The sequence below is a fragment of the Methylomonas sp. Uni0011 genome (assembly GCF_056850255.1).
This window is the reverse complement of sequence record NZ_JBVVNO010000001.1, coordinates 1-25,188: the sequence shown is the minus strand read 5'-3', so window position 1 is coordinate 25,188 and position 25,188 is coordinate 1. Positions and strand designations below refer to the sequence as shown.

General features: G+C 56.4%; 26 protein-coding genes. 14 read left to right on the top strand and 12 right to left on the bottom strand.

All coding sequences use genetic code 11. The features are described 5' to 3' along the window. Window positions 1-46: 46 nt before the first annotated feature. From fabA to galE, 4 genes are read left to right on the top strand one after another with little or no spacing between them, the layout of a single operon-like run. Window positions 47-562 carry a 3-hydroxyacyl-[acyl-carrier-protein] dehydratase FabA gene (gene fabA, locus AC0IM9_RS00130; protein ID WP_140911277.1) on the top strand — a complete coding sequence of 172 codons (516 nt, stop codon included), beginning with the start codon at window positions 47-49 and terminating at the stop codon, window positions 560-562. 10 nt (window positions 563-572) lie between these two features. Next, entirely contained in the window at window positions 573-1,793 is a 1,221-nt protein-coding gene (gene fabB / locus AC0IM9_RS00125; RefSeq protein WP_482802618.1) for a beta-ketoacyl-ACP synthase I, read from the top strand. Window positions 1,794-1,839: 46 nt separating this feature from the next. Then, window positions 1,840-2,697 (top strand): tRNA 2-thiocytidine(32) synthetase TtcA, encoded by an 858-nt coding sequence (gene ttcA, locus AC0IM9_RS00120; protein ID WP_140911275.1) that lies wholly within the window; start codon window positions 1,840-1,842, stop codon window positions 2,695-2,697. Window positions 2,698-2,712: 15 nt separating this feature from the next. Then, entirely contained in the window at window positions 2,713-3,759 is a 1,047-nt protein-coding gene (galE, locus tag AC0IM9_RS00115; protein ID WP_445370582.1) for a UDP-glucose 4-epimerase GalE, read from the top strand. Here galE and AC0IM9_RS00110 read toward each other — a convergent pair. Both AC0IM9_RS00110 and AC0IM9_RS00105 read right to left on the bottom strand, forming a co-directional pair. Further along, complete coding sequence (locus tag AC0IM9_RS00110; protein ID WP_445370583.1) at window positions 3,756-4,889, bottom strand: GGDEF domain-containing protein; 1,134 nt, start codon at window positions 4,887-4,889, stop codon at window positions 3,756-3,758. The two genes, galE and AC0IM9_RS00110, sit on opposite strands and share 4 nt — an antisense overlap. 109 nt (window positions 4,890-4,998) lie before the next feature. After that, window positions 4,999-5,358, bottom strand: a complete 360-nt coding sequence (locus AC0IM9_RS00105) for a J domain-containing protein (protein ID WP_482802617.1) — start codon at window positions 5,356-5,358, stop codon at window positions 4,999-5,001. Between the two features lie 207 nt (window positions 5,359-5,565). Here AC0IM9_RS00105 and mobB point away from each other — a divergent pair, with 207 nt between their 5' ends. Further along, window positions 5,566-6,090, top strand: coding sequence for a molybdopterin-guanine dinucleotide biosynthesis protein B (gene mobB / locus AC0IM9_RS00100; protein WP_482802616.1), 525 nt, complete (start codon window positions 5,566-5,568; stop codon window positions 6,088-6,090). Then, window positions 6,087-7,331, top strand: coding sequence for a molybdopterin molybdotransferase MoeA (gene moeA, locus AC0IM9_RS00095; protein WP_482802615.1), 1,245 nt, complete (start codon window positions 6,087-6,089; stop codon window positions 7,329-7,331). The genes mobB and moeA overlap by 4 nt, the downstream gene beginning before the upstream one ends. 49 nt (window positions 7,332-7,380) lie before the next feature. On the opposite strand, the gene AC0IM9_RS00090 is transcribed toward moeA, so the two are convergent. From AC0IM9_RS00090 to AC0IM9_RS00080, 3 genes are read right to left on the bottom strand one after another with little or no spacing between them, the layout of a single operon-like run. Continuing rightward, entirely contained in the window at window positions 7,381-8,109 is a 729-nt protein-coding gene (locus AC0IM9_RS00090; protein WP_482802614.1) for a DUF3581 domain-containing protein, read from the bottom strand. Between the two features lie 14 nt (window positions 8,110-8,123). Beyond that, complete coding sequence (locus tag AC0IM9_RS00085) at window positions 8,124-8,447, bottom strand: rhodanese-like domain-containing protein (RefSeq protein WP_482802613.1); 324 nt, start codon at window positions 8,445-8,447, stop codon at window positions 8,124-8,126. Continuing rightward, a complete protein-coding gene (locus tag AC0IM9_RS00080) occupies window positions 8,438-9,601 on the bottom strand; it encodes a pyridoxal phosphate-dependent aminotransferase (RefSeq protein WP_482802612.1) in 1,164 nt (387 codons plus the stop codon). Before AC0IM9_RS00080 ends, AC0IM9_RS00085 begins: the two co-directional genes overlap by 10 nt. Before the next feature lie 110 nt (window positions 9,602-9,711). Here AC0IM9_RS00080 and dksA point away from each other — a divergent pair, with 110 nt between their 5' ends. From dksA to AC0IM9_RS00060, 4 genes are read left to right on the top strand one after another with little or no spacing between them, the layout of a single operon-like run. Next, entirely contained in the window at window positions 9,712-10,143 is a 432-nt protein-coding gene (dksA, locus tag AC0IM9_RS00075; RefSeq protein ID WP_054761421.1) for an RNA polymerase-binding protein DksA, read from the top strand. Then, window positions 10,092-11,051, top strand: a complete 960-nt coding sequence (gluQRS, locus tag AC0IM9_RS00070; RefSeq protein WP_482802611.1) for a tRNA glutamyl-Q(34) synthetase GluQRS — start codon at window positions 10,092-10,094, stop codon at window positions 11,049-11,051. Before dksA ends, gluQRS begins: the two co-directional genes overlap by 52 nt. Window positions 11,052-11,066: 15 nt before the next feature. Then, window positions 11,067-13,007, top strand: a complete 1,941-nt coding sequence (gene acs, locus AC0IM9_RS00065; RefSeq protein ID WP_482802610.1) for an acetate--CoA ligase — start codon at window positions 11,067-11,069, stop codon at window positions 13,005-13,007. Between the two features lies 1 nt (window position 13,008). Continuing rightward, a complete protein-coding gene (locus AC0IM9_RS00060; protein ID WP_482802609.1) occupies window positions 13,009-13,902 on the top strand; it encodes a DMT family transporter in 894 nt (297 codons plus the stop codon). Window positions 13,903-13,920: 18 nt separating this feature from the next. Here AC0IM9_RS00060 and galU read toward each other — a convergent pair whose 3' ends face one another. Continuing rightward, window positions 13,921-14,802: a UTP--glucose-1-phosphate uridylyltransferase GalU gene (gene galU / locus AC0IM9_RS00055; RefSeq protein WP_278211922.1), complete on the bottom strand. Its 882-nt coding sequence runs from the start codon at window positions 14,800-14,802 to the stop codon at window positions 13,921-13,923. 148 nt (window positions 14,803-14,950) lie between these two features. Here galU and AC0IM9_RS00050 point away from each other — a divergent pair, with 148 nt between their 5' ends. Further along, complete coding sequence (locus tag AC0IM9_RS00050; protein WP_482802608.1) at window positions 14,951-16,285, top strand: TolC family outer membrane protein; 1,335 nt, start codon at window positions 14,951-14,953, stop codon at window positions 16,283-16,285. A gap of 35 nt (window positions 16,286-16,320) precedes the next feature. Here the strand turns inward: AC0IM9_RS00050 and AC0IM9_RS00045 are convergent, their stop codons facing one another. Together AC0IM9_RS00045 and AC0IM9_RS00040 are read right to left on the bottom strand one after the other, a co-directional pair. Beyond that, window positions 16,321-16,449, bottom strand: coding sequence for an MFS transporter small subunit (locus AC0IM9_RS00045; protein ID WP_260839210.1), 129 nt, complete (start codon window positions 16,447-16,449; stop codon window positions 16,321-16,323). A gap of 13 nt (window positions 16,450-16,462) precedes the next feature. Continuing rightward, on the bottom strand, window positions 16,463-17,857 hold the full coding sequence (locus tag AC0IM9_RS00040) for an L-lactate MFS transporter (RefSeq protein WP_482802607.1): 1,395 nt from the start codon (window positions 17,855-17,857) through the stop codon (window positions 16,463-16,465). 319 nt (window positions 17,858-18,176) lie between these two features. Between AC0IM9_RS00040 and AC0IM9_RS00035 the strand changes: the two genes are divergently transcribed. Both AC0IM9_RS00035 and AC0IM9_RS00030 read left to right on the top strand, forming a co-directional pair. Then, the gene (locus tag AC0IM9_RS00035) at window positions 18,177-20,459 is read left to right on the top strand and encodes a TonB-dependent receptor (protein WP_482802606.1); all 2,283 of its coding nucleotides are present in this window, start codon (window positions 18,177-18,179) and stop codon (window positions 20,457-20,459) included. Window positions 20,460-20,643: 184 nt separating this feature from the next. After that, complete coding sequence (locus tag AC0IM9_RS00030; protein ID WP_482802605.1) at window positions 20,644-21,114, top strand: hypothetical protein; 471 nt, start codon at window positions 20,644-20,646, stop codon at window positions 21,112-21,114. Here the strand turns inward: AC0IM9_RS00030 and AC0IM9_RS00025 are convergent, their stop codons facing one another. The 4 genes from AC0IM9_RS00025 to AC0IM9_RS00010 form a co-directional block, all read right to left on the bottom strand. After that, complete coding sequence (locus AC0IM9_RS00025; protein ID WP_482802604.1) at window positions 21,115-21,615, bottom strand: aspartate carbamoyltransferase; 501 nt, start codon at window positions 21,613-21,615, stop codon at window positions 21,115-21,117. Window positions 21,616-21,725: 110 nt separating this feature from the next. Then, entirely contained in the window at window positions 21,726-22,406 is a 681-nt protein-coding gene (locus AC0IM9_RS00020) for a copper resistance protein B (RefSeq protein ID WP_445370598.1), read from the bottom strand. Beyond that, the gene (locus AC0IM9_RS00015) at window positions 22,399-24,051 is read right to left on the bottom strand and encodes a copper resistance system multicopper oxidase (RefSeq protein WP_482802603.1); all 1,653 of its coding nucleotides are present in this window, start codon (window positions 24,049-24,051) and stop codon (window positions 22,399-22,401) included. Before AC0IM9_RS00015 ends, AC0IM9_RS00020 begins: the two co-directional genes overlap by 8 nt. Window positions 24,052-24,115: 64 nt before the next feature. Further along, window positions 24,116-24,478, bottom strand: a complete 363-nt coding sequence (locus tag AC0IM9_RS00010) for a hypothetical protein (protein ID WP_256611024.1) — start codon at window positions 24,476-24,478, stop codon at window positions 24,116-24,118. Window positions 24,479-24,630: 152 nt separating this feature from the next. Between AC0IM9_RS00010 and AC0IM9_RS00005 the strand changes: the two genes are divergently transcribed. Next, a complete protein-coding gene (locus AC0IM9_RS00005) occupies window positions 24,631-24,759 on the top strand; it encodes a hypothetical protein (RefSeq protein ID WP_482802602.1) in 129 nt (42 codons plus the stop codon). The last annotated feature ends 429 nt before the right edge of the window (window positions 24,760-25,188 follow it).

Below are 25,188 nucleotides of genomic sequence, written 5' to 3'. Positions count from 1 at the left end.
GGATAATGGTGGATGTTTTTGAACCCACGAATCAGGTAATTATTGGATGGAGAAGCAGAACAGTTTCACGCGCGAAGAGTTGTTGATGTCCGGCCGGGGCGAGCTTTACGGTCCGGAAAACGCGCAGTTACCGCTTCCCAATATGCTGATGATGGACCGCATCGTCCATATTTCCGATGAAGGCGGTAAATACGGCAAGGGCGAGATTATTGCCGAACTGGATATCAATCCCGACTTGTGGTTTTTTGCCTGCCATTTTCAGGGAGACCCGGTCATGCCCGGCTGTCTGGGGCTGGATGCCATGTGGCAATTGATCGGTTTTTACTTGTGCTGGCTCGGCGGTCCCGGCAAAGGCCGAGCTCTGGGTTGCGGCGAGGTGAAATTCACCGGCCAGGTGCTGCCGACCGCTAAAAAAGTCACCTATAAAATCGACTTGAAGCGCGTGATCATGCGCAAACTGGTGATGGGTATCGCCGATGCAGTCATGGAAGTAGACGGCAAACAAATCTACGAAGCCACCGATTTACGGGTCGGCTTATTTACTTCCACTCAGGATTTCTAAGGAAACCAACATGAGACGCGCGGTTGTAACAGGCTTGGGGATCGTTTCCAGCATCGGTAATAACCGGAACGAAGTCGTCGCTTCGCTACGGAGCGGCCGTTCCGGCATCGTGCACGCCCCGGTTTACCAGGAGCTGGGCTTCAGAAGCCACGTCCACGGCCCGGTTAACATCGATCTGGACGAAGCGATAGACCGCAAGATCAAACGTTTCATGGGCGACGGTGCCGCCTTCAATTACTTGGCAATGGAACAGGCCATTGCCGATTCCGGCCTGGACGAAAGCGATATTTCCAATATCCGCACCGGCCTGGTAATGGGTTCCGGCGGGCCGTCGACCTCCAATCTGGTCGATTCCGCCGACATTCTGCGCTCCAAAGGTGTCAAGAAAGTCGGGCCTTATATGGTGACGCGGGCCATGTCCAGCACCAACACCGCCTGCCTGGCCACACCGTTCAAAATCAAGGGCGTCAACTATTCGATCAGTTCGGCTTGCGCGACCAGCGCCCACTGTATCGGCCACGCCCAGGAACTGATCCAACTCGGCAAGCAGGATATCGTATTTGCCGGCGGCGGCGAAGAACTGCACTGGACCATGTCGGTCATGTTCGACGCCATGGGCGCCTTGTCGTCCAAATATAACGACAGCCCTGATACCGCGTCTCGCCCTTACGACGAGACCCGCGACGGTTTCGTGATCTCCGGTGGCGGCGGCGTTTTGGTGATCGAGGAGCTCGAGCACGCCAAAGCCCGCGGCGCCAAAATCTATGCCGAGCTGGTCGGCTACGGCGCCACCTCGGACGGTTACGACATGGTGCAACCCTCCGGCGAAGGCGCGGTACGTTGCATGCAAATGGCGCTGGCGACGGTAAACGACCCGATCGACTACATCAACGCCCATGGTACCAGTACGCCGGTCGGCGATACCCGCGAATTGGAAGCGATGCGCGCGGTATTCGGCGCCGATACGGTGCCCAGAGTCAGCTCGACCAAATCCCTGACCGGCCACGCCCTCGGTGCTGCCGGTGTCAACGAAGCGATTTATTCGCTGCTGATGATGGAAGAAAACTTCTTGAGCGCGTCGGCCAACATCAGCCAACTCGACCCCGGTGCCGCCGGCATCCCCATCGTCCGCGAATATCAGGACAACGTGACCTTGAATACGGTGATGTCAAACAGCTTCGGTTTCGGCGGTACCAACGCCACGCTGATCTTCCAACGTTACAACGGTTAACTGCCAAGCGGTCTGCACCTTTAGCCAGGCCGCCTCTCTTCCCACCATGTCCGATCCCAGCCAAAAATCTCGTACCCAGTTCAACAAACTGCAAAAGCGCCTGAGGCGCAGCGTCGGCGAGGCCATCGCCGATTACAACATGATCGAACCGGACGACAAGGTCATGGTTTGTCTATCCGGCGGCAAGGATTCGTACACCATGCTGGACATTCTGCTGAATTTGCAGAAAACCGCGCCGGTGAATTTCGAAATCATCGCCGTCAATTTGGACCAGAAACAGCCCGGCTTTCCCGAACACGTGTTGCCGGAATACCTGACATCGATCGGCGTACCGTTCCACATCATCGAACACGATACTTACAGCATCGTCAAACGCATCATTCCGGAAGGCCAGACCACCTGCAGCCTGTGCTCGCGGCTCCGGCGCGGCACGCTGTACGGCTTTGCCAGAGAACACAAAATCACCAAAATCGCGCTGGGCCACCACCGCGACGACATCATCGAGACCTTTTTTCTGAACCTGTTCTACGCCGGCAAACTGAAAGCAATGCCGCCGAAACTGCTCAGCGACGATAAACAGAATATCGTGATCCGGCCGCTGGCCTATTGCCGCGAAAAGGACATCAACCGCTTTGCCGCCTTCAAGCAGTTTCCGATCATTCCCTGCAATCTGTGCGGATCGCAGGAGAATTTGCAACGCAAGGCGATGAAGCAGATGTTGAACGCTTGGGACAAACAATTCCCCGGCCGGATCGAAACCATCTTCGCCGGCTTGCAAAACATCGCCCCGTCGCAAATGCTCGATACCGGCTTGTTCGACTTTGCCGGCCTGCGTCGCGATCCGAATTCAACCCTGGCCCGCGTCGTCTCCGACGAGCCGGGACTGGACATACTCGAACGCTAAACAGGGAACGGAAATATGGCTCAAACCATCCTAGTGACGGGCGGTACCGGCTACATCGGTAGCCATACCTGTGTGGAATTGCTGAATAACGGTTTCGATATCGTTATCGTCGACAATCTCAGCAACAGTAAAGTCGAGGCGCTCCGCCGCATCGAAACCATCACCGGCAAGGCGCCGGTGTTTTACCAAGCCGATATTACCGACGCCGCGGCCCTTGGCCGCATCTTCCACAACCACAGTGTCGACGCCGTCGTCCATTTTGCCGGCTTGAAAGCGGTCGGCGAATCCTGTCAGCAACCGCTCAGCTACTACCGCAACAACATTTACGGCACCCAGGTCTTGCTGGAAACGATGGCGGCAGCCGACGTCAAACGGCTGGTGTTCAGTTCGTCGGCGACCGTTTACGGCGACCCGCACACGGTGCCTATTTTGGAGAGTTTTCCGCTGCAAGCGACCAATCCCTACGGCCGCACCAAACTGTTCATCGAGGAAATTCTGCGCGACGCCAGCGTGGCGGATGGCTTGAACCAGACAGCCTATCCATGGCAAACCGTCGTCCTGCGTTACTTCAACCCGATCGGCGCCCACAGTAGCGGCCTGATCGGCGAGGACCCGAACGGCATCCCGAATAATCTGATGCCCTACTTGTCGCAGGTTGCGATCGGCAAATTGCCGATGCTGTCGATATTCGGCGACGACTATCCCACCGTCGACGGCACCGGAGTGAGGGATTACATCCACGTGGTCGATCTGGCCCAAGGTCACATCAAAGCCTTGCAATACCTGCTGAGCCAGCCGGCAGACGCCCCGGTCTGCGATGCCGTCAATCTGGGCACGGGTAACGGTTACAGCGTCTTGCAGATGGTCAACACCTTTATCCAGGTTACCGGACAGGACGTACCATATAAAATCGCGCCGCGCCGGGCCGGCGACGTCGCCGCCTGCTATGCCGATCCGAGTCTGGCCGCACAGAAACTGGGTTGGACAGCCGAACGCGATTTAACCCAAATGATCGCCGATACCTGGCGTTGGCAAAGCCAGAATCCGAACGGCTACCACTAAGCCGCATCCATCCTTAGCACCAGACCGCCGTTTTCGACTCGGTTACGGCCGTTGCGCTTGGCTTCGTAGAGCGCGGCATCGGCGGTCTGGATTAATTGCAGCGCAATCTCGGCTACCGGCTTTTTCAGGGCGAAAGCCGGTTGGTAAGTAGCGGCACCCAGCGAAATCGTCACCGGAATGGTTTGCTCGGCAAAGGTGATCCGCAAATCGGCGATACTGCCGCGAATCCGCTCAGCAATCTCGACCGTATGTTTGTTATCGCTTTGCGATAACAGCGCCACGAACTCCTCGCCGCCGTATCGGGCCAACACATCGTTGTTACGCAATTGTTTTTTGATCACCGTCGCCACGGCAGCCAACACGTGATCGCCGGCCTGATGGCCGTAGCCGTCATTGATGCGTTTGAAATAATCGATATCCATAAACAGACAGGATAGCGGATCACGAGTACGTTGGCTGCGGTCCAGTTCTTCTTCGATCCGCTGCTCCAAAAAACGCCGGTTATTGACGCCGGTTAACGGATCGATCAGGCTGGTGCGGCGTATGGTCTCCACGTTCAGGTTGTTTTCCAGGCAGATGCTGATCACCGACGCAATATGCTCGATGAAATCCGTAGCCATGCCCTGCACAAAACGGTCGCTACGGTAACTACCTAAATTCAAGGAACCGAGGTATTTATCGCGGCGCACCAAGGGGGCGATCACAACCGATGCCGGCTTTTTAGGCTGCGCTGCCGGAAAGAAACGCTCGCAGTCGTGATCGCGGTAACTGCCAAGCACCGGCTGCTTGCTGCCGACAAAGCCGGTATACAGCGGAGCCTCCTGATTCAGAAGCAGCAAGCCCTCGCGCCGCCGGTAATCGTAATGGTCACTGTCCAAATAGGCCGCGATTTCGTTCTTCGGATCGACCAACCACAAATTGACGACATCCAGACCGAACAGAATTTTGGTTTCGGCCAAAATGAATTCGATCATCTCTGCCAAAGTATTCATCGCCAATAGCCGCATTTCAAAGCTTTGCAGGCGTTTCAACGTCAGGCTGTTATGCTGCACGCGACTTAACATGCCGTCTAAATGACTCTCCAGTACGCGCAGTTCTGTAGTGATATCGTCTTCCAATGTCGGCCTCATCGGCATTTTCAAGCGCTTAAGACTAGCAGTTTTCGTAAAAAATGTACGCCGCGACAGCAATGGCAATTGCCTCGAAATGACCGCCGCACGGACTATCGTCGACTTGCCTTTACCGGCCCAACAGCGTTTTCTTGGCCTGATTGATTTGTGCGGCCAAATAATCCGATCCGCCCCGATCGGGATGCATGCGGGATATCAAAATGCGATGAGCGTTGACAATTTCGGCCTCGGTGGCGTCGGGCTGCAAACCGAGAATTTGCAACGCCTGCTCCCGGGTCATATCCGTTGCGGACTTAGGCCGCGAATGGTCTTGGCCGACATCCGACCTATCCTGGAACAGCCGCCAGACTCTGTGCAACTGCGGCGCATAATTTAGGATGAACGGAATTGCTCTGACCATAAACGCCAACAGTACGCCTATCAGAGCCACCAAACCGTTCAACCTTCCAGTCAACAACAGCGCAGCCACTATGCAAACCGCCGAAACCCAAAGAATACGACGGAATTGACGCCTGGCCGCCTGCGACGGCGTTGTGATGTACCAGCGATAGGCTAAAACGCCAATTATCAGCACCAAAACTATTCCGATCCTTACCATTCTCGACGGGTCCTTTCTTAACACCGGTTTGCATAATAACTTAGAATACCTCGGCTTGGATTAACGACGTTTTTTCTAATGACCCATTGTGCACCCCCGGTTTTGGGCTTTGCGGCCTACAGCGGCACCGGCAAAACCACGCTGTTGACCAAATTGATTCCGTTGCTGAAGGCAAAGTCGCTACAAATCGGCCTAATCAAACACAGCCACCATGATTTCGAAATCGACAAACCCGGTAAAGATAGCTACGAGCTGCGCAAATCCGGCGCAAATCCGGTGCTGCTGGTTTCGAAATACCGCCGAGCCATCGTCGAGGAACTCCCGCAAGATGAGGTAAAGCTGACTGATCAACTGGCCGCATTATCCGCTGTCGAGCTGGATCTGATTTTGGTCGAGGGATTCCGACACGAGGCGTTTCCAAAAATTGAACTGCACCGGCCAACGCTGGGCAAACCCTTACTCCAACCGAGCGACCCTTGGATCATCGCCGTAGCCAGCGACTCGCCGCTAGCGACGCCACCGGATTGCCCTTGGTTGGATCTGAACGACACCGATTCCATAGCCGACTTTATTCTGTACCAATTTTTGAGCCGCTCTCAGTGAACGATATCTGCTTCCCCCCCCAAAACACCCTCCTGTCCGCCGAGCAAGCGCTGTCGCGGATTCAACAAACCCTTGCCCCGATTGCCACCATAGAGTCGGTCGAGTTGAGTAGCGCATTGGGCCGAATCCTGGCCACGGACGTGTTCGCTTCAATCGACATGCCGCCGCAGCCGAATGCGGCGATGGACGGCTACGCCTTTGCCGCCGCCGGACTCTGCGGAGACGCCGAATTCAGCCTGCGCGTAGTCGGCACTGCCTGGGCCGGCAAACCTTTTACCGGTTCGCTGGCTAATGGCGAGTGCGTGCGCATATTTACCGGCGCGGTGGTGCCGGAAACGGCCGACAGCGTCGTGGCCCAAGAACAAACGCGCGTCGAAGCGGACCGCGTCTACTTTGCCGCGCCGTGTTTGTTTCAAAAAAACATTCGATTAGCCGGCAGCGATTTTAAGCGCCAAGAGAGGCTGATCGCGGCGCCGAAAAAGCTCAGTCCGCGCGACATTAGTTTGCTGGCGGCGGCTGGCATCAGTACCGTCGAAGTCAAAAGCCGTTTGCGAATCGGTTATTTTTCCACCGGCGACGAGCTGGCGCCGCTCGGTTCTGCATTGGCTATCGGCCAAATCTACGATAGTAACCGCTATTTGCTGGCGGCCTTGCTCGAAGACCCAAACTTCATGGCGAACGATTTGGGGGTGGTAAAAGACGATCCGGTCGCCTTGGAAGCCATGCTGGTTCAAGCGGCCGCGCAACACGACGCGCTGATTTCGACCGGCGGCGCGTCGGTAGGCGACGCCGACTACGTCAAACAGATTCTGGAGAAATGCGGGCAAGTGCATTTTTGGAAACTCGCGATCAAACCCGGCAAGCCATTGGCATTCGGCAAGATAAGCGACTGCTGGTTTTTCGGTCTGCCCGGCAATCCGATAGCGGTGCTGGTCACTTATAACAAATTCGTAAAACCCGGTCTTGATCGGCTTCTCGGCGCCAGCCCTGCCAAGACGCTGCAGATAAGCGCCCGTAGCGACAGCGATCTGCGAAAAGTTCCGGGCCGCAGCGAATACCAACGCGGCGTGCTGCGGCAATTGGACAACGGCGAATTCGCGGTGACGGCCGCCGGCACCCAAGACTCGCATCAACTTAAGGTGGCCAGCGTAGCCAACTGTTTTATCGTGCTGTCCGCCGAATGCGATGGCGTTAAACGCGGCGACCGGGTGTTGGTGGAACCGTTCTCGCTCGATTTGTGATAGCGAAGCCGAACGCGAATATCCGCAATCCGGCTCGCCGCAGCCCAGCTTAAGCGTTCGCCGTGGCCAATTCGCCTAGATAGCCGTGTTTGCGGGCCAGATAGTCGTCGACGAAGGCTTGCATCGGTTCGGCTTCGTAATCGCGCAGGCCGCTGACGGCCAGCTTCTTGAATCCGGAACCAACCACTTCGCCATTCGCTTGGATTTGAAAATGCAAATAAGCGGTAGCCCGCTTACCGTTGACTTCCATTGTCGGCTCCAGCATTTCCAGCTTGGGCTTGGCAAAATCCAGCCGGCTTAAATTCAAGGTCATGCTCTCGTATATGACCAACGGCCGGTCTATGTTGAACATCACTTGTTCCTTGGCCAATAACGGCACCAACACGTACGGGAAGTTCTGCCCGGAAAACGCCACATAATCCCGAATCAGAGTTTCAATTAGCTCCGGATCGCGAGTCAGGCTGCCGGAACGCTGGATTTGCAGGTAAGTTTTACCCTGATTATCGGTAACATCGATCTGTTCGGAATCGGTGTCGGGAAAGTTAAGCAGCACGCCGTGGCCGACCATTCCGGAAAACGTGAAATGCATATTGCTGCTCAAACCGTATTTTTCCAACACCAGGGAAAACAGCAAATCGCCCGGTACGCAAAAACGCTTGGCGTCTTCATCGTGCAGCGGATTGAAGTCGTGCGCGACTTCTTTGGCGAACATACTGGCTTGCGCAGCGCTAATCGCGACACAGCCATCCTGAATTGCATAGAATTCTTTTAAAAACATAGATTTATTGTTTATTAATAGCGAGGAACCGAAGAGTCGCAGATTAGCGACCAAGCATCGATACCGCCGCGTAAATTGATCAAACGTTCAAAGCCGGCATGTTGCAGATAATTACACGCTTGTTGGCTACGCATGCCATGGTGGCAAATCACCACGATATCCCGGTCGGTCGGTATCTCGTCCAGCCGTTGCGGGATTTGTTGCAATGGAATCAATACGCTACCGGCAATTTTGGCATAGGCAAACTCGTGCGGCTCGCGCACGTCGAGCAACAGCGGCGGCGCTTCTTCCTGCAAACGCTGGCGAAGTTGTTCGGGCGTATATTGGCTTATCGGCATATGAATCGTTCCAGTCTGGTGAGAGCGGCGGCCATTCTATCGATTGAGGCGGTATATGCAAACCGAATATGGCGATTGGCCAGATGTTCGCCGAAATCTTTGCCGGGGGTTACGGCTACGCCCTCGGTTTCCAATAGACCTCTGGCAAAATCGAAACTGTCGCTGCAAAACTCGCTGCAATCGGCGTAAATGTAAAAAGCCCCTTGCGGCTTACAGGCAATTTTAAACCCCAAACTCAGCAGGTTATCGTAAAGAAAGTCGCGCCGCGCCGCAAACTCGTCGCGCCGTCGGCGCAATTCGTCCATGTTCTCCGGGCTGAAGGACGCCAGCGCCGCATATTGCGAGTGAGTCGGCGTGGCGATAAAAATATTTTGCGCCAACTTTTCCACCGCGTCGATGAAATTCTCCGGCACTATCAGCCAGCCCACCCGCCAGCCGGTCATCCCGAAAAACTTGGAAAAACTGTTGATGACAAAGACTTCGTCGCTAAACCGCAAGGCGGTTTCAGCGGCAGCGCCATATACCAAGCCATGATAAATCTCATCGGAATAAAAACATCCGTCCAACGCCCTGACTTCCGCCACCGCAGCTCGCAAATCGGCATGACTGATCAGGGTGCCGGTAGGATTGGACGGCGAGGCGATCAGCGCACCTTTGCATTGCGGCTGCCAGTGGCGCTGAATCAGCTCAGCGTTCAACTGGTAGCCGGTTTCGGCTCCGACCGGCACGAAATGCGTGCTTGCGTCGAACAGCCTGACAAAATTATCGTTGCACGGATAACAGGGATCGGCCATCAGCAGTTTATCGCCAGGATTCAGGCTGGTGGCAAACGCCAACAGGAAAGCGCCGGACGCTCCAGGCGTTATGAATACCCGGCGCGGGTCCAGATCGACGCCGTACTGGGTACGGTAAAAATCGGCCACTGCAGCGCGCAATTCGGGCAAGCCGGCTGCAGCGGTGTATTTGACTTCGCCTTTGCTGAGAAAACGGTTACCGGCCTCCAGCACCAACGGCGGGCTGGCAAAATCCGGTTCGCCGATTTCCATGTGAATGATATCCCGGCCCTGCCGCTCCAGTTCCTTGGCGCGCTGTAATAATTCCATCACATAAAACGAACTGATACCGCGCATCCTGTCGGCGACGTGCTGTTTCATAATCCAGTATCCGGGTAGAGGTAAAGCTTTGGCATGATAACAAACTTCTTGCTTGCCCCCGGCTATTCTGATAAAAAGCCCCGATTTTTTAGACCGCCAGGAGTCATTGGATGAACAATTCTAACCCTGCAGCAGCGGAATTTACTTTTAAGCCTTATGAGGAAAAAGAAGGCGAAGAGTACATGAACGAAGCGCAGTTAAAACACTTTTCCGCCATCTTGAACAAATGGAAATCCGAACTGATGATGGAGGTGGACCGGACGGTTCACCACATGCAGGACGAAGCGGCAAACTTTCCGGATCCTAACGATCGCGCCACGCAAGAATCCGAATTCAGTCTTGAACTGCGCACTCGCGACCGCGAGCGCAAATTGATCAAAAAAATCGATGAAGCGCTGAAAGAAATCGAGTCCGGCAATTACGGCTACTGCGAAACCTGCGGTATCGAAATCGGCATTCGCCGCCTGGAAGCCAGACCGACCGCAACCTTGTGCATCGATTGCAAGACATTGGACGAAATCAGGGAAAAGCAATTAGGCTAGAACCAGCCCCACCTCTCCCCTATATCGGCCGGTTTGCGCCCTCGCCTACCGGCCCGCTTCACCTTGGCTCCCTTTACACCGCGCTGGCCAGCTATCTCGATGCCCGCCACCAAAACGGCTTATGGCTGCTGCGTATCGACGACGCCGACACTCCGCGCAACATGCCCGGCGCAGCGGAGCGGATTTTAGATTGTCTGGCGGCATTCGGGCTGCATTGGGACAAAGAGGCCGATTATCAAAGCCGGCATTTAAGCCAATACCAACAAGCGCTCGCCGAATTGCGGCAGCAAGATGCCGTGTATCCCTGTACTTGTAGCCGGAGTACGTTAGCCGCGGACGGGCCGATTTACCCCGGCCACTGCCGGCTAAGGCCGCAGCAAACCGACCATCCGGCGGCATTGCGAGTCAAAGCAATGCCGGTATGCGTCGAATTTTGCGACGGTTTGCAAGGCGCTATCCGCGAGAATATCGCTGAGCAACAAGGCGACTTTGTCGTGCTGCGCAAGGACGGCATCGTCGCCTACCAGTTGGCTGTCGTGGTGGACGACCAGCGCCAAGCTATCACGCACATCGTCCGCGGCTGCGACTTACTCGAGTCCACACCGAAACAAATATACTTGCAAAAACTGCTCGGCTTCCCGGAACCGAACTACCTGCATGTGCCGGTCATCGTCGATCGTGCCGGGCAAAAACTCAGCAAACAAACCCGAGCCGAAGCAGTGACCGCAACATCGCCGCGCCAAACCTTGTTCATGCTGTTAAGCTTACTCGGCCAAAATCCGCCGCCAACGCTGAAACAGGCCCAAATTCCGGCAATATTAGACTGGGCCGTTGCTCACTGGTCGCCGGAGCCTTTACGCGGCGTCCGCAGCGTCAGCCTGGACTCGCCGCCCAGTAACCAGACTTAGCACAAGGAGTAAAACATGTCAGATCAAAAAACCTATCCGGTACCCCCCGAAGTCGCGGCCAACGCGCATATCGATGCAGCGGCATACCAGCAGCTATATCGGCAATCGGTCGAACAACCGGAGGTTTTTTGGGCAGAACAAGCCGAGCGGTTTCTGGACTGGCAAACACCTTGGCACACAGTGCTGCAATACGACTACCCCAAAGGTGAGATTGCATGGTTCGTCGGCGGCAAATTGAATGTCACCGTCAACTGTCTGGACCGCCATTTGCCGCACCGCGCCGACCAGATCGCGATTATTTGGGAAGGCGACGATCCGGCCGACAGCCGCACGCTGACTTATCGAGAGTTGCACGAACAGGTCTGTAAATTCGCCAATGTCCTGAAAAGTCACGGCGTCGGCAAGGGCGACCGAGTCTGCATCTACTTGCCTATGATCGCCGAAGCGGCGGTGGTGATTCTGGCCTGTGCCAGGATCGGCGCGGTCCATTCCATCGTCTTCGGCGGCTTTTCGGCCGATGCCTTGCGCGATCGGGTGATCGACGCCGATTGCCGGATACTGATCTGCGCTGACGAAAGTTTCCGCGGCGGCAAAATCGTCCATTCCAAGCTGAATGTCGACAAAGCTGCGGATCAGTGCCCGAATTTGAGTAAAGTCATCGTCATCAAACATACCGGCCACGACATTCCCTGGCACGATCAGCGCGATATCTGTTACCACACCGAAATGGCAACCGCTGTCGCCACTTGCCCGGCGGAAATGATGGACGCGGAAGACCCGTTGTTCATCCTCTATACGTCCGGCTCGACCGGCCAACCGAAAGGCGTGTTGCACAGCACCGGCGGTTACTTGCTGTATGCGGCAATGACCCACAAGTACGTGTTCGATTACCAGGAAGGCGAAGTCTATTGGTGTACCGCCGATATCGGCTGGATCACCGGCCATTCCTACGTGCTTTACGGGCCGTTGTGCAACGGCGCCACCACGTTGATGTTCGAAGGCGTACCGACCCATCCGCATCCAGACCGGTTTTGGCAAGTCATCGACAAACACCGGGTCAATATCTTTTACACGGCACCGACCGCGATCCGGGCGCTGATGGCGCAGGGCGACGAATTCGTCAACCGTACCCAACGCACTTCGTTGCGTATTCTGGGCAGCGTCGGCGAACCGATAAACCCGGAAGCCTGGGAATGGTATTACCACGTAGTCGGCAACAAGCGCTGTCCGTTGGTCGATACCTGGTGGCAAACCGAAACCGGCGGCATCCTGATCACACCGCTACCCGGCGCCACAACCTTGAAGCCGGGCTCGGCTACTTTGCCCTTTTTCGGCGTACAGCCGGCCATTCTCGACCAGGACGGTCATGAACTGGAAGGAGAAGCCGAAGGCATTCTGGTGTTGACTCAGCCCTGGCCGGGCCAGGCGCGGACGGTCTATGGCGATCACCAACGTTTCGTCGATACCTACTTCAGCAAATTCCCCGGCTATTATTTTGCCGGCGACGGCGCCCGCCGCGACCAGGATGGCTACTACTGGATCACCGGCCGCATTGACGACGTGTTGAACGTATGCGGCCACCGCTTGGGAACTGCCGAAATCGAAAGCGCCCTGGTGTTGCACGATCTGGTGGCCGAAGCGGCCGTGGTCGGCTTTCCGCATCCGATCAAAGGCCAGGGCATCTATGCCTACGTCACGTTGAACGTTGGCGTCGAAGGCAGCAGCAGCCTGAAAGGCGAGTTGAAAGATTTGGTCAGAGAGGAAATCAGTGCCATCGCCCTGCCCGATCTGATTCAGTGGGCGCCCAGCCTGCCGAAGACTCGCTCCGGTAAAATCATGCGCCGGATTTTGCGCAAGATTGCCGCTAACGAATTTCACGATTTGGGCGACACCTCGACCCTGGCCGATCCGTCGGTGGTCGAGCAATTGATCGCCAACCGCTTGAAACTGCCTTAAGTTGAATATTCGCCTCGGTCTGGCCTATATCGGCGTGGTGTTGATCTGGACCACGACGCCGCTGGCCATCCAATGGAGCAGCGTAGGCGCCGGCTTCGTATTCGCGGCCACGGCGCGGATGAGCATCGGCCTGAGTTGCCTGTTATTGCTGTGCTTGGTGGCGCGTCGCCGGATACCGCTGCGCCGGCCGGCCTTGACCAGCTACTTCGCCGTGGCGGTACAACTCTACGGCAGCATGCTGGTGACCTATTGGTCCGCTCGATTCGTCCCCTCCGGCTGGATATCAGTCATATTCGGCCTCAGCCCATTCATGACCGCATTCATGGCCGCTGCCTACTTGAAAGAACGCAGCCTGGGTTGGGGCAAGCTGTTCGCTTACAGCCTGGGCGTTTGCGGCCTGCTGATCATGTTCAATTCGGCGCTGGAACTGAACGAGCAAGCAATAACCGGTCTGATCGGGGTGTTGGTCGCCACCTTTATCCACGCCGCCAGCGCGGTCTGGGTCAAACAAATCGATGCCGGTCTTGGGGCGTTGCCGTTGGTCACCGGCGGCTTGTCGATCGCGGTCCCGCTGTACCTGGCGACCTGGTATGGCATGGAAGGCTTGGCATTCCCGCAAGACATCGAGCCGAAGGCGCTGTATTCGATTATTTACCTTGGAGTCATCGCCACCACGCTGGGTTTTGCGCTGTATTACTTCGTGCTGAACAACATGCCGGCCACCAACGTGGCGATGATGAATCTGCTGACGCCGGTGATGTCCTTGTTTTTGGGTTACAGCGTGAATCAAGAACCGATCACGCCGACCACGCTGGCCGGCACGGCGCTGATTATGCTGGCTCTATTGATTTACGAAACGGTAAACCGACGGCAAGCCCGGAACGGCGGCGGTTAGCCGTTCCGGACGCTACAATCAGATTTTAGCGGCGCGCTGTTTCAGGTATTGGCCGAACTCTTGGTTGATTTCCTGGTGCAGCAAGCCGTATTCGACGTTGGCCAACAGGAAACCGAATTTGGAACCGCAGTCGTAACGGTTACCTTCGAATTCGTAAGACAGGACTTGTTCGTCTTTCATCAACGCTGCGATCGCGTCGGTCAATTGAATTTCGCCGCCGGCGCCGCGGCCGGTGCTCTCGATTTTCTCGAAGATCGCCGGGGTCAGAATATAGCGACCGACAACGGCGATGTTGGAAGGCGCTACTTCCGGCTTCGGTTTTTCGACAATCGAGCTGAGCTTGCCGACCCGCGGCGCGGTTTCGCTGTGTTCGACGATGCCGTATTTATGGGTTTCGGTCGGATCGACCCGCTCTACCCCCAGGATACTGCTTTGCTCTTTTTCGAACAGATCCACCATTTGCTTCAGACAGCCGCGGCTGCCGTCTTCGATCAGGTCGTCCGGCAAAATCACCGCGAACGGCTCGTTACCGACCACCGGTTTGGCGCAATGTACGGCGTGACCCAGACCCAAGGCTTCGGCCTGGCGCACGAACACGCAGGACACGTGCGGCGGCAGCAAGTCACGCAACATGTTCAGCAAGCCGGTCTTGCCGCTTTTCTCCAGCTCTTTTTCCAACTCGTAAGATTTGTCGAAATGGTTGGCGATCGACTCCTTGTTACGGCCGATGACGAACACCATGGTGTCGATGCCGGCCGCGACCGCTTCCTCAACCGCGTATTGGATCAGCGGTTTATCCACGATCGGCAGCATTTCCTTGGCGACGGCCTTGGTGGCAGGCAAGGAACGGGTTCCAAGCCCGGCGGCTGGAAAAACGACTTTAGTGATTTTCTGACTCATAGTGACTCTTTTCAGGTTTCAGTTTGGTTTTGACGGATAAATAATGTGTGCCTAACCTTATGGCACTCTTAGTGAATTAAACACTGTCGCCGGGCTATTTTAGGCGATAATGATTATTTATTTTTACCCGTCCGCACGAGATATAGCAATGACAAGAACGTTATGCACGCTTTTGGTGGCGTTAATCCCGGTTAAGTTGGCTTTCAGCCAGGATTTGCTGGAGACCTTCCAATTGGCAAAAGCCAACGATCCCGATTTCAAAAGTTCGGATATCAACAAACTGGCGACGGCCGAAATCAAATCGCAAAGCATTGCACAGATGTTGCCTAAGCTCTCGTTCAACGCCAACAGCAGCCGTAATCGGCTGGAAAGTACCAGCTTCCTGGGTACCACCTTGCAGCATTATTGGGATAGCAAGTTGGGCTTCAACTTAACACAACCGGTCTTTCACTGGGAACATTGGGTGCAATTGGACCAGGCCGATAACAAAATCGCCCAGGCCGAAGCCCAATTTCAGGCCAAATACCAGAACTTGATGCGACGCACCGCGGAAGCTTATTTCAACATTCTGGCGGCGCAAGACAATCTGGAATTTGCCGTCGCCGAGAAAAAAGCCATCGAAAAGCAGTTAGAACAAGCCAAGCAACGGTTCGACGTCGGCATCATCGCCATCACCGACGTTTACGAAGCTCAAGCCGGCTACGATCGGGCGCTGGCCAGCGAAATCGAAGCGCAAAACCTGCTCGACAACAGTAAGGAAGCGCTACGGGAGATCGTCGGCGACAACGCTGCCGATTTGGAGGGTCTGCAACCGGAAATTCCGCTGTCGCCGCCGGCGCCGGAGGATTTGTCGTCCTGGGCCAATTCCGCCGAGAGCAATAATTTTTCGATCGTCGCTCAAATCAACCAGACTGAATACATCAGAAAGAACATCGATTTACAGGAATCCAAGCACATGCCGACCCTGGATATCGTCGCTCAATACAACGAAATGGATACCGGCAACCAATACGGCCTGCGCGGCGACAGTCAAAGCTTCGGGCTGCAATTGAATCTGCCGCTGTACGAAGGCGGCGGCGTCTCGTCGCGGGTGCGCCAAGCCGAGCACGAGTACCAAGCGGCCAAGGAAGACCTGACCAAGGTCAAGCGCAGCGTCAACCGCGGCGTCAAGGACGCCTTTCGCGGCGTGGTTTCCAGCGTCAGCCGGGTCAAGGCGCTAGATGCCACCAGCAAATCGGCCGACATGGCGGTACAAGCCGCCGAAGCCGGCTTCGAAGTCGGCACCCGGACCATGGTCGACGTGTTGACCGAGCAACGCAATCTGTACAAAGCCAAAAGCGATTACGCCAGAAGCCGTTACGACTACCTCATCAATGGCATCAAATTGAAGGAAGCGGCCGGCAGTTTGAGTGAAGTGGATTTGGAAGTGGTCAACCAATATCTGCGCCATGCGGCGGGCGCGGAAAAATCCGGTTCCCGTTGAGCCACCGCATCAGCTGGATGCAATCCCTGCCGCATTTAGCCGAATAAAGCCAAAGCTTTCTTGACCGTGGACCAGACGCCCCAGGCCAGCGGCAGCAACACGTAAAGCCAAAACAAGGCCACGAGCAGCGGACTGGACGGTTGGTGATTTTGCGGATTGTTCATAATTGGTCTCGGTTCAGTGATCGGTCTCGTCGGCCGGATAAATACCGTCCAGTTCGTCGAAATCATCGTGTTTCATATGGTGTTTTTCATGCACCGGCCGAATCGCCAGATTGGCGGCAAATCCAACCAGCAACAGCCCGGCCATGATATACATCGTCATGTTATAGGCTTCAGCTTTCGCTACCCCTTGGCCAATCTGATATTCGCGCAGATAGTTGACCAACACCGGACCCAACACGCCGGCCGTGGACCAGGCCGTCAGCAGCCGGCCGTGGATGCCGCCGACGAAACGGGTACCGAATATATCGGCCAGATAAGCCGGGATGGTCGAGAATCCGCCGCCATACATGCTCATGATCAATGCATACAGCAGCACGAACATCGCCATATTGCCGGCCATGCCCATAGTCGGAATCGTTGCATACAGCACCGCGCCGACCGCGAAGAAAATCATGTAGGTATGCTTGCGGCCCAGATAATCCGACGCCGACGACCAGAAAAAGCGGCCGCCCATGTTGAACAAACTTAGCAAGCCGACGAAACCGGCCGCGGCGGCCGGCGTTACCGAGCCCTTGAACATTTCCTGAATCATCACCGAAGCCTGGCCCAACACGCCGATACCGGCGCTGACGTTCAGGCACAACACCAGCCACAATAAGTAAAACTGCGGCGTTTTCAGCGCCTGATCGATATGCACGTGTTTGTCGGTAATCATTTTGTTGGCGACGACCGGCGGCGTCCAGCCCTCGGGCAGCCAATCAGCGGGCGGAATCCGGATCGCCAATGCCCCGATCAACATCGAGCAAAAATACACGGCACCCATCACCAAAAACGCTTCGCTCACCCCGACCGACGTTGCCGATTTGAATTGGTCCATCAACCACACCGATAACGGCGCACCGATCATCGCGCCGCCGCCGAAACCCATGATAGCCATGCCGGTAGCCATGCCGCGTCGGTCCGGAAACCATTTGATCAAGGTCGATACCGGCGACACGTAACCCAAGCCCAGGCCGATGCCGCCGATCACACCATAACCCAGATAAAGCAACCCGATCTGATGCAGTTTGACGCCGAGCGCGGCGATAAAAAATCCGCCGCCGAAGCAACAGGCCGCAACGAACATGGTCAGCCGCGGGCCGACTTTTTCCAACCACTTGCCGCCGAATGCGGCGGACAAGCCTAGAAAGACGATGGCTAAACTGAAGATCCAACCCAGCTCGGTTAATTTCCAATCGTCGGGAGCCGAAGCGCCAATGCCGATGACACGGGTCAGCGGATCGTTGAATACGCTGAACGCATAGGCCTGGCCAATGCATAGATGTACCGACAGTGCGGCTGGCGGGGCCAGCCAACGGCTATAGCCTGACCGGGCGATAATACGCGGCTTCGAGAAAAATCCTGCCATTTGCTGAGTCCTTAACCGATTTCAGAAATTCCGAACGCCGAATGTCCGGCCAAGCCGCCATTTTAACAAGACCCAAGGCTGCAACGAAAATCGATTACTTACGGCATATCCCCTAGCTACGCCGGATTATAAAACATAGTTTAATTGACTCGTGCCTCCGCAGGCCAGAGCCGGCGCCGGCTGCGGAACTGGTCCGTTACTTGCGTTTCCGAGCCCTGGTATTACGCATACTTCTATCCCATTTCAAAACGTAACCGATTCGGCAACCATGACAAAACACTACCCGGCCCCCGGGCGCCAATTCGCAGTACTCATCAACATGTCCATTTTGGCTTGCGGCATCAACGCCGCACTTGCCGCCGACGGCAGCGCTGCAGAAGAGGAGCAGAAGCAACCCGCAAAACAAGAAAAACAAGCAAAACCGGCGACACCGAAAGCCGCCACACAGACCCTGGAAGCAATGACGGTGGTCGGCACTGTCCCGTTGAATCCACCCAACCAAAAACCGCAATTGGATAGCGAAGCGGTCACCGGTAGCCGTCTGGGCTTGACGCCGCGGGAAACGCCGGCCTCGATCACGATCATCGACCGCGCCACCTTCGAAAAACGCGGCGCGCAAACCACGCAGGAAGCCCTGGAGAGAGCGCCGGGCATCATCGTGTCGTCGCAACCCGGCTCTGCCGGTTCGGTATCGATGCGCGGTTTCAGCGGAGCGCAAATCACCCAGTTATTCAACGGCATCACGGTACAGTACGATGTGGTTGCGGCCAGGCCGCTGGACAGTTGGCTGATCGAGCGGGAAGAAGTATTGGGCGGGCCGTCCACCTTTCTCTATGGGCAAGGTGCCGTTGGCGGTTCGATCAATTACGTCAGCAAAATCGCCCAACGCGGCCCGGACCGCCATAGCGCGCTGGTTTCGCTCGGCGAATATCTGAACCGGCGGGCTTCTTACGGATTTAACGGTCGGCTCGGCAACACCGATAACTGGTTGCAGGCCGATATCAGTTACCTCGGCTCCGAAGGTTATATCGATCGGACCGAGGCCAATTCCGGTGCCATGTCGTTTTCGTTGTTGAGCGACATCACCTCCAAGCTGTCCCACACCATCGCCTTCGAGCACCAATTGGAAGACCGCGATTCCTATTGGGGTACGCCGGTACTGAATCCGACGGTTGGCGGTCGGATCGTCCCGTGGGGTACCCCTGGTCTGGGCCCAATCGAAGGCCAGATCGATCCGAACACCCGTTTCAGAAATTACAACGCCGCCAGTCCGACCTTCGACCAACAGGTGTTCTGGCTACGCGACATCGTCGATTACCAGTTGTCGGAAAATACTCAGTTCAAAAACACGTTTTATTACTACAAGGCCGACCGGCAATGGTTGAACGTCGAAGGCTACGACTGGAACGCCAGCAACACCCAAATCATTCGCAACCGCTCGTTTGCGGTCAACCACGACCAAGCCCTAGTGGGCAACCGTTTCGAAATTGTCCACAGCGACCGCTGGTTTAACTTGCCGTCGAAATTCTCGGCCGGTATCGACGTCGCCTACAACAAACAAACCCGGGCGCCCAGTATGGAGAGCGCAACCGGCACAGTCAGTACCGTCCATCCTTACAATTTCAGCGTAGGCAGCTACTACGATTATCCGGCTGCTACCGGTCCGGTGCCGAACGCTCGCAACGAGCTGTATACCGTCGCCGGCTACGCCGAAAACCGGCTGACGCTGGTACCTGATTTGAATCTGATCACCGGCTTGCGGGTGGACGATATCCGGCTGGATGCGGTCAACCTGCGCACAGGAATCGTACCGCCCACCGCGACTACGCCGGCCGCGTTCGGTCGCCGCTGGACCGCGGTGACTTGGCGCGCGGCGCTGATGTACGACATCACCTCCACCTTCAACGTGTATGCCCAATACAGCACTGCCGCCGATCCGCCTTCCGGCATCCTGACCACCGGCACCTTCGCCGCCTTGCGCGATTTCGACCTGACCACCGGCCGTCAGGCGGAAATCGGTACCAAATTCGATTTCTGGGACGGTAAAGGTTCGGCAACCTTGGCCGGTTATTACATCGAACGTAAAAACCTGTCGATGACCGACCCGTCCGACCGTAACCGGGTGTTGCCGATCGGGGCACAATCCTCCGCCGGTATGGAAGCGAATATCGGCGTGCAATTAACCCCGGAATGGAGCATGCAGGGCAATATGGCTTATGTCGACGCCCAATACGACAAGTTTCTGGAAACCGTCAATAACACCACCATCGTTTCCCGAAAGGGCAACCGGCCGACCAACGTTGCCAAATGGGTCGCGAACGCCTGGCTGACCTGGGATTTCGACCCGGACTGGCAATGGAACTTCGGCTCCCGTTATGTCGGCGACCGCTTCGTCGATACCAGCAACATTATCAAGGCCCCGGCATTCGCGGTATTCGATACCCAGTTGGCCTGGAAATTCAACCCGCACGCGACCGTTACCGCCCGCGTAAAAAATCTGTCCGACGAACAATATGTGGAATGGGGCAGCGGCGGCAACGCACCGTTATTTTTCATTGCCGCGCCGCGCACCTTCATGATGGAATTGAAACTGGATTTCTGAACCCTCGCCGTCCCTGCCGCCGCTACGCACAACACCATCGTCGGCGTAGCGGTAACGGGTGGCGGCGAACAGCGCCGGCAATGCTTCTTTTTCAGCGCCAGCAATGCTAAATTCCCGGCTTAACTTTTTTAGCGGCCTGATTATGATCGGATTCATTGCCTGTAGCATTGCCCTCGCAGTTTTAGTGCAAAACCAAACCGCGCTCCTGGATTACCTGGTGTCGCCGCTGGCGACCGCTGTCGGCGTCACGGCGATGGCCGCCAGCGTCGCCGGCGGCTATCTGAAAAAGCTCCCTACCTCGCTATGGCACGATGGCTTTGCCACTGCCGGATTGTTCGTCTGGTATTCCTACTGGCAACCTCAGTTCGGCGCCGAAGCGCCGATGTTTTTCTTGTTTCCGATCTATTACGCGTTATTGACCGCGACCTTGACCCTGGCCTTGATCAATAAAGCGCCTTACTTCGATCCGGACTCGGTACAACACTTGCGTTACCTGGAAAAAATCAGCCGATTCGACTTCAACATGATTCTCGGCCTGGTCGCCGCCAGCTTACTAATTACCCGGCATTACGCGCTGTATCCGATGGCGATGACCTTTTTCGTGGTGCGTCATACCATGCTGGTATGCCTGGAGATTATCGACGCCGAGTCCTGATCATTGCGCCGGCGCCGCATGATGTTGCTGATGTCCGGGGACTGCCGCCGCACCGTGAGCTTGGGTTTGGGCATCGAACCATTCGTGCAACGCCTGCACCAATTGCGGGTATTCGCTGCTGTAATGGATCTGGCCGCCGTTCGGTAAAGCCCGGTACTCGTAACGAATCTCGTCCGGTTTCGCGTTTTTCAGCCTTGCCAAGCCCGGCATGGCGGCACCGTGCATCCGTTCGCTAGCGGAAAAATCGCCGCTGGTCAAAGCACCCGCCAACTGCCGCAGATGGGCCTGGATGGCAGCGATCACCTTGGCGTCGGCACCGGGCTTGGCGACCACGTGCTGCACGCCGCCGTGCACGGTTTTGCTGAAAGTTTGCAGCGTGTTATCCGGCGAATACGCTGCGGACACCGGACTTGGGGCTGGTTTGATTTCGCCAAACGCCGTGGTGGCAAAAGCGGTAGTGATTAAAAAAATAGCGATGGCGACGAAGTTGGAATTTGTCATGGTGGCTCTCCTGAAAGTATTGATTAGCCACTTCCCCGTTGTGGGTTATCGTCCTAATCCGATCAGACAAGCAAATTCAAGTACTGGTTCAGCCCTTTCGCAGCACCTTGCTAATACCAGAACCGGAAACCGGCAACGGCTCTGACGCTATGCTGATGTTCGCGCAGCGACTGCTCTTCGACGTAATCGACCCCCAGATAAGGCGCAAACTCGCGTTCGATTTCGTAGCGCAGCCGTAAACCGGCCTCGAATTCGGTCACCCCGGCTTTGACACCGCGCGATTGCAAGTCTTCCGCCGCCACATTCAAACCGATGCGCGGCTGCAGGATCAGGCGCTGGCTCAGCAACAGCTCATAACTGACAGTCAATCGACCCAGTACATTGCCCTTCTCGGTGACGAACAGCGCGCTGTCCACTTCAAAAAAATACGGCGCCAAGCCCTGAAACCCGATCACCGCGTCGAAAGTGCGCTCCGGCTCGAACGCGCGGCGGGCGCCGATTTGAAAATCCCAGAAACTATCGACGTTGCGGCTGTACAGCACCTGTAAATCGGCCCGGCCGAAAATGTCCTGATCGGCCGAATAGTCGCCTTCCGTTTTCAGCCAAAGCTTGTGGTCGTCGTTGCCGAACCAATTCTGTATATCCCATTTCGCCAGATGCAGTCCGCCGTTACTTTCGTATTCCAGGCGTTCGGCCAGGAAGCGGTTGAACAGCATGTGGCCGTCATCGGCTCGGCAGTTCAGCCACAGCAGGCCGATGATTGTGGCTATCGCTCTGCGCCGCTCAATCATGATTCGGCTCGACGATCAATTTACGAAACATGCCGGTATCCATGTGGTACAGCAAATGGCAATGAAACGCCCATTCGCCTACCGCATCGGCCGGAACGTCTACCACCGCGGTGGTCCCCGGCCTGACGTTGATAACGTGCTTTTTCGGATTGTATGCGCCGGCGCCGATATCCAGGTATTGCCACAAACCGTGGATATGGATCGGATGGTTCATCATGGTCTGATTGACGTAACGAAAGCGGACCACTTCGCCTAATTTGACCCGAATCGGTTCGGCATCGGCGTATTTGACGTCGTTAAACGACCAGATGTAGCGCCGCATGTCGCCGGTCAGCCGCAACTCGATTTCCCGGTCCGGCTTGCGCAGCGGCGTGGCGTTTTGGGCGCGCAAATCGCGGTAATCGAGCGTCTGGTACGACGGAATTTCCGGCGACATTGCGGCGTGATGGTGGCCGGCATGGGCGGTATGTTCTGTTGCCTGGCCGGCCTCGGGACTGTCGGTAGCCTGCTGCGCATGGCCTGTGTGCTCGGTGTGTTCGGCATGTTCGGCATGTTCGGCATGTTCGAGATGATTATCGCCCTGCATTGCGTGTCCGGCGTGGGCGCCGCCCATATCCGCCAGCGTCAACAAGGTCCGCGGCGTCGGCGGCGGCACCGGCGCCAGCCAATCCGCCTGCGGCGACAGGCTGGCGTGAGCGTAACCGCTGCGATCCATCGCCTCGGCGAAAATACTGTAGGCTTGTTCGGCGTTGGGTTGCACCACGACGTCATAGGTTTCCGCAACCGCAATCCGGAAGGCGTTGACATTCAAAGGCTGCAGGTTTTGGCCGTCGGCGGCTACGACCTGCATCGCCAAACCCGGAATCCGCACATCGAAATACGTCATCGCCGAGGCATTGATGAAACGCAGCCGCACTCTTTCTCCGGGTTTGAACAAAAAATGCGATTGCATTTGCGGGGTGCGGCCGTTAATCAGGAAATGGTAGGTCGAACCGTTGACGTCGGCCAGATCGGTCGGGTCCATCCGCATCGCTCCCCAGGCCAAACGGTCGCTGACGGTTTCCGCAAACCCGAGCCGTTCGATATCGGCAAACAAATCGGCAAGCGTGCGTTTCTGAAAATTGTAGTAATCGCTCTGCTTTTTCAGCCGAGCCAGCGTGCGGTAAGGGTCGGCCTGCGGCCAATCCGACAGTATCACCACGTAATCGCGATCGGTTGGCGGCTGCGGCTGCGCCGGATCGATGATCAACGCCCCGAACAAGCCCTGCTGTTCCTGCATGCCGGAATGGCCGTGGTACCAATAGGTGCCGCTCTGCTTGACCGGGAACTGGTAAGTAAAGCGGCTACCGGGCGCGATACCCTCGAAGCTGATACCCGGCACGCCGTCCATCCGATACGGCAACTCGAGGCCGTGCCAATGGATCGAAGTCGGTTCCGACAGCCGGTTTTCGACATGCAACACCACCTGTTCGCCTTCCCGCCAATGCAAGGTCGGTCCCGGCAAACCGTCGTCCGCCAGGATCGCGGTTTGCGGCTGGCCGATGATATCGACTCGCTTCTCGGCAATCGTCAAATGGTATTCCCCGGCTAAAGCCTGTCCGGCCAGCGCCATGACCAAGCCGATACCGCGGACACGATTCGGCACAGGCTTCCCCACAGAGCCGCTAAGCAAACAGCGGCTAACCGATAACCGATGCTTTCGCCCGCGCTTAACGCGCATCTTCCGGCATCTCCGGCGCCTGCCACTCGCCGCGCTGGCGCGCCTCGTCGACGGTTTTCCAGCCGGCGGCGACTTCCTGTTGCGTAATCCCCAGCCGCTGCAACAACGAGTCCAGCAACGAATCGGAGCTAGCCGGCGCCGAAATCGGCGCGGATTTACCGGCGGACTTGGCGGCCGGCAGTTCGGTAATCACCAATGCACCGTTGATCGGTTTGACTTCGCCTTTGGCGCATTTTTTGGCGTCGTCGGTATACAACGTCTTGCCTGCCACCACGCATTTGACCGGTTCGGCCGACAGCGGTGCGGCTGCCGCCAGCATCACGGCCGCACTCAGTGTTTTGACGAGCTGCATCGCTGCCTCCGAAAGATTAGGGTTTCTGCCCGGCAATCGCGCGTGGGCCAAGCCGCTAGCGCCGAAAATCGGCCTTGGAACTTTTCGCAATCGCGCCCAATCCTCCTAGCGCTGCCGAGCCAAGTTACCGGTTCGGCATGCCGGAGGACGAGATGAAATTAATCCTCGGACTGATGATAGCCGCAATTGCCTACTCGGCACTACGCTTTATCGCCGAAGTGGCCGGAGAACTCGCCGAATTCGCCGTCGAGGCCTGGCGACATGGGCATACGGAAAAGTAAGGCCCGTTTCAAGACGGCCGGTTGGTAGGCAGTTACGCTCCCGGTGATCCGGATGGCGTTGGCTTTAGCGCTTACCCGCGCTGTCCGATCTGGGGCCGAAGGATTCCCTGGCTTGCGGTTTTCGAGCCAAGCGAGGAATCGTCGATGGGAGAGTTATTTGAGGTTACTTCGATGAGCGCTGTTTGTAAGCCCCCATGCCCCTTTATACGAAACAATGAATCAGTTTTGTTTTTAAAGATAGCTATCGGCCAAATGAGAACGACCTTCTGGATTTTTGATCGTCCGGTAAATTGCTTGCAGATGTAGATACCGTCTTAAACCCGCTCATGCAAGGGAAAAATTAGGATCAAAAGGTTTACCGGATTTCAAGATAGCGAAAGCCAGATGAATGAGCTTACGCATGGCGGCGCAGACGATGAGCTTGCCGTT

Excerpts from the sequence above, each read along its gene's own strand:
- fabA (WP_140911277.1), top strand. The coding sequence starts at position 47 with ATGGAGAAGCAGAACAGTTTCACGCGCGAAGAGTTGTTGATGTCCGGC.
- fabB (WP_482802618.1), top strand. The coding sequence starts at position 573 with ATGAGACGCGCGGTTGTAACAGGCTTGGGGATCGTTTCCAGCATCGGT.
- ttcA (WP_140911275.1), top strand. The coding sequence starts at position 1,840 with ATGTCCGATCCCAGCCAAAAATCTCGTACCCAGTTCAACAAACTGCAA.
- galE (WP_445370582.1), top strand. The coding sequence starts at position 2,713 with ATGGCTCAAACCATCCTAGTGACGGGCGGTACCGGCTACATCGGTAGC.
- AC0IM9_RS00110 (WP_445370583.1), bottom strand. The coding sequence starts at position 4,889 with ATGAGGCCGACATTGGAAGACGATATCACTACAGAACTGCGCGTACTG.
- mobB (WP_482802616.1), top strand. The coding sequence starts at position 5,566 with ATGACCCATTGTGCACCCCCGGTTTTGGGCTTTGCGGCCTACAGCGGC.
- AC0IM9_RS00090 (WP_482802614.1), bottom strand. The coding sequence starts at position 8,109 with ATGTTTTTAAAAGAATTCTATGCAATTCAGGATGGCTGTGTCGCGATT.
- AC0IM9_RS00085 (WP_482802613.1), bottom strand. The coding sequence starts at position 8,447 with ATGCCGATAAGCCAATATACGCCCGAACAACTTCGCCAGCGTTTGCAG.
- AC0IM9_RS00080 (WP_482802612.1), bottom strand. The coding sequence starts at position 9,601 with ATGAAACAGCACGTCGCCGACAGGATGCGCGGTATCAGTTCGTTTTAT.
- dksA (WP_054761421.1), top strand. The coding sequence starts at position 9,712 with ATGAACAATTCTAACCCTGCAGCAGCGGAATTTACTTTTAAGCCTTAT.
- acs (WP_482802610.1), top strand. The coding sequence starts at position 11,067 with ATGTCAGATCAAAAAACCTATCCGGTACCCCCCGAAGTCGCGGCCAAC.
- galU (WP_278211922.1), bottom strand. The coding sequence starts at position 14,802 with ATGAGTCAGAAAATCACTAAAGTCGTTTTTCCAGCCGCCGGGCTTGGA.
- AC0IM9_RS00050 (WP_482802608.1), top strand. The coding sequence starts at position 14,951 with ATGACAAGAACGTTATGCACGCTTTTGGTGGCGTTAATCCCGGTTAAG.
- AC0IM9_RS00045 (WP_260839210.1), bottom strand. The coding sequence starts at position 16,449 with ATGAACAATCCGCAAAATCACCAACCGTCCAGTCCGCTGCTCGTGGCC.
- AC0IM9_RS00040 (WP_482802607.1), bottom strand. The coding sequence starts at position 17,857 with ATGGCAGGATTTTTCTCGAAGCCGCGTATTATCGCCCGGTCAGGCTAT.
- AC0IM9_RS00035 (WP_482802606.1), top strand. The coding sequence starts at position 18,177 with ATGTCCATTTTGGCTTGCGGCATCAACGCCGCACTTGCCGCCGACGGC.
- AC0IM9_RS00025 (WP_482802604.1), bottom strand. The coding sequence starts at position 21,615 with ATGACAAATTCCAACTTCGTCGCCATCGCTATTTTTTTAATCACTACC.
- AC0IM9_RS00020 (WP_445370598.1), bottom strand. The coding sequence starts at position 22,406 with ATGATTGAGCGGCGCAGAGCGATAGCCACAATCATCGGCCTGCTGTGG.
- AC0IM9_RS00010 (WP_256611024.1), bottom strand. The coding sequence starts at position 24,478 with ATGCAGCTCGTCAAAACACTGAGTGCGGCCGTGATGCTGGCGGCAGCC.
- AC0IM9_RS00005 (WP_482802602.1), top strand. The coding sequence starts at position 24,631 with ATGAAATTAATCCTCGGACTGATGATAGCCGCAATTGCCTACTCGGCA.